The sequence below is a fragment of the Wolbachia endosymbiont of Drosophila bocki genome, from assembly GCF_028982005.1.
Lineage (GTDB): Bacteria > Pseudomonadota > Alphaproteobacteria > Rickettsiales > Anaplasmataceae > Wolbachia > Wolbachia pipientis.
Map to the genome: position 1 here is coordinate 1 of NZ_JAPQLG010000086.1, position 4,418 is coordinate 4,418.

5 protein-coding genes are annotated in these 4,418 nt (G+C 34.0%); 2 read left to right on the forward strand and 3 right to left on the reverse strand.

The genetic code is table 11. The annotated features are described in order from the left end of the window. The first annotated feature begins 335 nt into the window (after positions 1–335). Entirely contained in the window at positions 336–959 is a 624-nt protein-coding gene (locus tag OZD61_RS01735; RefSeq protein WP_077188561.1) for a DEAD/DEAH box helicase family protein, read from the forward strand. On the opposite strand, the gene tsaB is transcribed toward OZD61_RS01735, so the two are convergent. The 3 genes from tsaB to OZD61_RS01750 form a co-directional block, all read right to left on the reverse strand. After that, positions 954–1,538 (reverse strand): tRNA (adenosine(37)-N6)-threonylcarbamoyltransferase complex dimerization subunit type 1 TsaB, encoded by a 585-nt coding sequence (gene tsaB / locus OZD61_RS01740; RefSeq protein WP_077188562.1) that lies wholly within the window; start codon positions 1,536–1,538, stop codon positions 954–956. The two genes, OZD61_RS01735 and tsaB, sit on opposite strands and share 6 nt — an antisense overlap. Then, the gene (locus OZD61_RS01745) at positions 1,538–2,668 is read right to left on the reverse strand and encodes a cation:dicarboxylate symporter family transporter (protein ID WP_274979625.1); all 1,131 of its coding nucleotides are present in this window, start codon (positions 2,666–2,668) and stop codon (positions 1,538–1,540) included. Before OZD61_RS01745 ends, tsaB begins: the two co-directional genes overlap by 1 nt. A 138-nt stretch (positions 2,669–2,806) precedes the next feature. Beyond that, on the reverse strand, positions 2,807–3,796 hold the full coding sequence (locus OZD61_RS01750; RefSeq protein WP_182320796.1) for a ribonucleotide-diphosphate reductase subunit beta: 990 nt from the start codon (positions 3,794–3,796) through the stop codon (positions 2,807–2,809). A 131-nt stretch (positions 3,797–3,927) separates the two neighbouring features. On the opposite strand from OZD61_RS01750, the gene OZD61_RS01755 reads away from it, so the two are divergent. Further along, complete coding sequence (locus OZD61_RS01755) at positions 3,928–4,266, forward strand: outer membrane protein assembly factor BamE (protein WP_274979626.1); 339 nt, start codon at positions 3,928–3,930, stop codon at positions 4,264–4,266. Positions 4,267–4,418 lie beyond the last annotated feature (152 nt).

Here is a 4,418-nt window from a genome sequence, read left to right on the forward strand (position 1 = left end):
TAGATATACCTCTTTCTTAACTATGCTTATTTTACCTCATATTTTCGAGATCCTTAACAGGTTCTTAGAATCTTCTGAAGGTTTATACGCGAAAAGAGACTTGTAGTAAACTAATAGGTCTATGCCACTCTGTCTTGCTTTCTGAATACCAAACACTTTTGTGTTGTAGCTTGCTTAAAAATAGTTATCGTTATTATAGAGTTTATATACAGAATTTATGTTTTTAAATTACATAATATCTTAACTACAAAAATAATTTTCTATATAATATTTCATATGTTTTAAAGCTTCATTTTTATGTTATTATAAACGTAAGTTTCAAGATTGAAAATAATATGGTAAATATTAACACAAAAAAACAGCCAGCAGGATTTTTCATATATCTCTCTGGTCTTTCGGGAAGTGGTAAACTTTCCACAGCAATAGAATTATCTAATATGATAAACGCATTAATTGTAAATAGTAAGTTCTATAACAATGTTCAAGCTTGCTCTATATACGATGGTGTCTTTGAACGTGATCAAATACCTAAAGAAGTTCAAGATAGAATATATGGCATTATGCAAATTATGCTTCAGGTAATAGAAAATTATCCGATTCACTCAAAAAATTACATATTTATTGATGAGTTGATGGAAAATAATGACCAGAACATGAGGATGTATGATTCAATAGTAAGGCTTAGTAAAAAAATGAACACAGAAATCCTTCCTGTGGTACTTAGGTGTGATCTACCGACATTACAAAAGCGTATTGCATTAAAAAGGCAAAGAAAAAATAGGAAGGTGATTAATCTAAATAGCATGATAGAGCAATGTAGGATTAACAATTTATTTACACCACCGAGTGCTATAGAGATAGAAAATTCAAATATGAGTATAAAAGAAGTAGCTCAAGAGATAGTAAACCAGATGCACAAGCTTAGCCAAATTGCGTGTATGCAAAAAAATAGTCTATAGCAATTTCATATACTGAGGCTCATTTAAATATAGAGCTTCAACTTCATTTAATTTTTGCTTGTTCTTTAGTCTATAATGAACTAATAGCCCTGCATGGCTAGCATTTAAATTGCAATCCATATGTGTACTGCTTGTAGCGTGACCAGGGTCACATGCTGCAGTTGGACCAGACAGCGGCAATAAATTGAAATCAAATAACTGTGTATAAAACCCTTGAGCATTTTTGATTATAGCTCTGATATTTTTTTTGCTATTTGCACAAAGCAAAGATATTGCGTAGGCTTGAACTTCCAGCGCACTAACCCCGTATAACGGCTTATTTGTAGCAAGATTTATACCTTGTGCAGCTGATATACCAACTCTAATTCCAGTGAAACTTCCTGGTCCAACTACTACCGCCAAATGATCTATTTTATCATAATTATAGTTGTGCTTATCAAATAAAGTACTTAGTATTTGAAAAAATGATTCTGCATGACTATTGCTAGTGGAATTGTGCTCTACAAAACAGTTACCATCATAATCAACTATTGCTATTGAACTACCAATACCTACAGTATCAATCGCTAAAATAGACATTACTTAAGCTTATCATAGAGTTTTGAAAATATCATAGTAAAGGCACCATTACCCATAACATTTGCTGAAGTGATTATTGGATCAAACACTACATACAATGCTGTGATTAACGAAAGCATTTCTGGAGAAAATTTGAGGTATTTCTCAAGAATAGGTAGCATTACCATAATTCCTCCTGCCGGCACTGCAACGATAGCAAACTTAAATAACAAAAAATAGAGAAGGAAAGTTACATAGTCTGTTGTGCACAATGAATAACCGGAGGCAATTATCATTGATAATATTATGATAAAAAAGCAATCACCTACTAAATGAAAGCTAGCAGTTATTGGAACAACAGACGATGCTATGTCAGGTTGCTTTACATTTTTTTTGCTTCCTTCAAGACTAAGAGGCATAGTTGCATTACTAGACATTGTGCTCATCGCAGTAATAAATGCCGGTATCATATTGCCTATACTAGCTATCCAGCTTGTGATCTTGAATGAATTTGCTGCTCCATATAAGAGGAAAACATAAAGGTAGGTTGCAGATGCTATAATAATGAAAATTATTGAGTAATCCTTAAATATTATAGATAAAACTTGATCATGCTGCATTTTTAAAGCAAGCCCAAGTACAAATATTGGAATAATCGGCGTCAAAAACGTCTTCAAAATAAAGAGAGTTAAATCTAACATTTTGTTCGAAAGCTCTTTGCTTTTCTTGGGTAGCAGTGTGGACACCACTATGCTGGACACAAATCCACAGGCAAGGGCATAAAAATTAGAAAGCAATGCAGGCAGCCTAAACGACCATAAGGGAACAATTGTTTCTTCATACGTTATATCTTGTATTGAATGAGTATTTTGTATGATGAAATGCCCAACAGAATAAGCTATTAAACTTGAAGCCAGATTTGACAAGAAGATCATTATAATAAGTAACAATATGAACTTTATAGCTGACTGCTTAAGATTGTTAACACTGCTAAAGATTAACGCAAAAATAATAAAAGGCATTATAAATAGCAAAACCTCTTTTATACTCAGGCTCGTTGAGTACAAGAAGGTTTTTGCTTCCATTGGAGCTAAATGACCAAAGAATGCAACTGAAGTGATGACCGTGAGTAAGATTAATAGTTGTAGCACGTTCTTATATACCAATGTCCTATGGACATATATATGGTAAGTTAGTTGTTAAGTAAAGCAAAACTGTCTAAACTGCACAGCAAATGGTGTAATGAAAGTAGCTGACACTGGAATGACAAAGAAGAGTGAAATTAGCACTCACTTATTATTCGTGTCGTTTTCAGTAAAAGCCTCCTCCCATGTGCCTTGAGTTGCTGCACGGCTATACTCTGTTACTCTATTTTCAAAGAAATTCGTATGTTCCACGCCATTTAGTATTTCATCAAGCCACGGAATGGGATTATCATTAACATCATATATGGACTCAAGACCTAATTGCATTAACCGTCTGTTTGCTACGTAGCGTATGTAATTGCGCACTTCTTCTGCAGATAGTCCTTCAACGTCTCCGAAATTAAAAGCAAGCTTTATAAACTCATCCTCAAGCTCAACAATAGTGCGGCATGCAGAATATAATTCCTCTTTAAACTCATCGTTCCAAATTTCATTATTCTCTTTAATAAATGTATTAAATAACATAATAATTGAATTGGTGTGCAAAGTTTCATCACGGGCTGACCAGGCAATTATTTGTCCCATGCCTTTCATTTTTCCAAAGCGTTGAAAATTGAGCAAAATTGCAAATGATGCGAATAACTGCAACCCCTCGGTAAATGCACCAAACACCGCCAGAGTTTTAGCTACATGTTTTTTATCGTGTTTTTTGCTTTCCTCGAATTCTAACATGTATTCATACTTCTTTCTCATAGCATCATACTTTAAGAATGCTTGATACTCGCTTTCTGGCATGCCAATTGTGTCTAAAAGATAAGAATAAGCTGCAATGTGTATAGTTTCCATATTGGAAAAGCTTGCAAGCATCATGCATATTTCTGTTGGCTTAAATATATTTGAATAATGCCTCATGTAGCAGTTATTTACTTCAATGTCTGCCTGAGTAAAGAATCTAAAAATCTGAGTTAGTAGATTTTTCTCTACGTTTGAAAGTTTAGTTTTCCAATCCTTTACGTCATCAGCAAGCGGAACTTCCTCAGGTATCCAATGGATTCTTTGCTGCTGCAGCCACGCATCATACGCCCAAGGGTAATTAAAAGGTTTGTATATTGGATCTGCTTTTAACAATGACATAAGACAGCTATTATTTTCTAAAGTAAATATTATATTAAGTGATATTGAGAATCAGCCAATTCAACTTTTTTGAAATTTGACGGCAGATAATTTATTAGTGTATTATAGCTTCAAGTAATTTGTCAACAGAAATGCGAGTATTAATATCTTTTATTTTATTATCTACAGTGAGCTGCACTCACACTATTCACAATCACGGAGCTCCTGGCATTAGTGTTGAATTGTGGAGCAAGATAAAAGTAGGTGACGATAAAGAAAGAGTGGTTCACACTTTAGGATCACCAACATTAGTATCAAAGTTCGATGACAATGTTTGGTACTATGTCTCATATAAAGTTAAACAAGCCAATTTTTTAGGAAAAAGGAAGTATAGTAGTAAGTCTCTGCAAATTTCATTCGACCAGGACGGTAAAGCTGAAGATACAAAAGAAACTGACATCTTAGAGAGATCTTTGGCTGTTTCTGATTGAAAGTTTGCTAACTATAGAGTTTTTCTCACTCTTCTTTGCATCCAAGAACCGTATAACGTCATCCCAGTGCCCAGACACTGGAATCCAGGAAACTTAATTGCAAGTAATGCATTGGGTTTGGTGAGTATGGGTTTTGCGTTATAGAATGAAGC

Coding starts and splice junctions, on each gene's coding strand:
- tsaB (WP_077188562.1), bottom strand. CDS start 1,538: ATGTCTATTTTAGCGATTGATACTGTAGGTATTGGTAGTTCAATAGCA.
- OZD61_RS01750 (WP_182320796.1), bottom strand. CDS start 3,796: ATGTCATTGTTAAAAGCAGATCCAATATACAAACCTTTTAATTACCCT.
- OZD61_RS01735 (WP_077188561.1), top strand. CDS start 336: ATGGTAAATATTAACACAAAAAAACAGCCAGCAGGATTTTTCATATAT.
- OZD61_RS01755 (WP_274979626.1), top strand. CDS start 3,928: ATGCGAGTATTAATATCTTTTATTTTATTATCTACAGTGAGCTGCACT.